Genomic DNA, 1,522 nt, shown 5'->3' on the forward strand with positions numbered 1-1,522 from the left:
TGAAGTGCAAGACAAAAGTTAGACAAAATTGAAATATTAAGCTGCTAAGGTATGATTTCGGTACTCAACCGGAGTCATACCTTTTGTTTTTAAGGTCGTTCTGACGTTGTTAAAGTACTGAACATATTTTTGGGAAAGCTCAGTTAGCTCTGTCATGTCTTTACACGGTGGAAAACCTGCCAGTAATTCTGTCTTAAATAAGTGGAAAAAACTTTCTACGGGTGCGTTATCCAAGCAGTTTCCCTTGCGTGACATGCTTTGAATAAACTGGTGATCCGCTAGTTTTTGGGTATAGTAAGCTAACTGATAATGCCAACCTTGATCTGAATGGATAATTGGTTGCGCATCCTCAGGTAAATTGTCAATTAATTCTGTTAGAGTTCGCATAATCAGATCTTTATTTGGGCTGGTACTAATCTGGAAAGCCAGGATCTCTTGGCTCGCCTCGTCAATCATTACTGAGATATAAGCCCACTGATGGTTAGCTAAACGAACCTGCGTCACATCAGTATGAATAACCTGGTAAGGCCGAACTTCATTGAATCCTTGCTTCAATTTATTATCCGCAACTTTACCAACGGTACCATGATATGATGAGTATTTACCATTTCGATAGCGATTGTATAAGTTTACTTGCACATTTAATTCCCGCATTAACTTCCGAATCGTATCTCCCGACAAGTGTAATTTAAGCTTATCCAGTTCTGCTTGAATTCGACGATAGCCCGCTGTCCAACGACCACGAATTTTGAACTGTTGAGCGATTTGAAGAATTATTTTCTTTACTTCACTATATTTATCATGGTGGTTAGCGATGCGTTTCCGCTCATCGTGATAGGTGGCCTTGGGAAGCTCAACGGCTTTAAGGAGGTCACCTATCTTATAGCGCTGCTTCTTGGGCTGTGCTGCTTGATCGTCCCTGATCTGATCCACTATTTGGGTTTTCTTCTTGGCTTTGAGGGTCCGAACAGGGACAGCGATTTTTTTAAGAGATCACGCTCCAACTTGGTGTCATAAAGTTCTTGATTTTTCTTCGCTAATTCTTCCTTTAAGCGTTCTAACTCACTTTTATTGGCGAGTTGACGAGCTTGCTTTTTGGTATATTTCATTTTGGATGGCCTACCTTTCGGGTGAGGCTTCAAAGCTGTAATTCCGTCCCGTTCAAATTGTGAGCGCCATCTGGATACTTGTGCTGTTAAAACATCAAAACGAGCCGCTACTTCAGTCATTGAATCCTCATGAGTTTGGTAGTAGTCTATCACATTTAATTTGAAATCGGTGGTGAATGTTCGTTTATGTCGTCGACGCTTAAAGGCAGCGACTCCATTTAAGCGGTATCGCTGAATCCATTTAGCTATTTCTCGTCTGTTAATCTGATATTTTTCACTTAAAGCATTAGTACTTTGTGAAGTTGACAGATATTCATGGACAATCTGTGCCTTCAATTCTGATTTATATTTGACCATAGAAAAGGTGCCCCACAATCATTAGATTTCTTGTCTAACAATTGTAGGGCACTTCA

The 1,522-nt window shown here is 40.3% G+C and carries 2 protein-coding genes; both read right to left on the reverse strand.

What is annotated here, in order from left to right; all coding sequences use genetic code 11:
* Positions 1-36: 36 nt before the first annotated feature.
* Entirely contained in the window at positions 37-933 is an 897-nt protein-coding gene (locus tag AC1DA5_RS10510; RefSeq protein WP_326515975.1) for an IS3 family transposase, read from the reverse strand.
* Positions 933-1,466, reverse strand: coding sequence for a helix-turn-helix domain-containing protein (locus AC1DA5_RS10515; protein ID WP_191913659.1), 534 nt, complete (start codon positions 1,464-1,466; stop codon positions 933-935). The genes AC1DA5_RS10510 and AC1DA5_RS10515 overlap by 1 nt, the downstream gene beginning before the upstream one ends.
* Positions 1,467-1,522: the final 56 nt, after the last annotated feature.

This window comes from Pauljensenia sp. C0254C2 (assembly GCF_056583835.1).

Excerpts from the sequence above, each read along its gene's own strand:
- AC1DA5_RS10515 (WP_191913659.1), bottom strand. The coding sequence starts at position 1,466 with ATGGTCAAATATAAATCAGAATTGAAGGCACAGATTGTCCATGAATAT.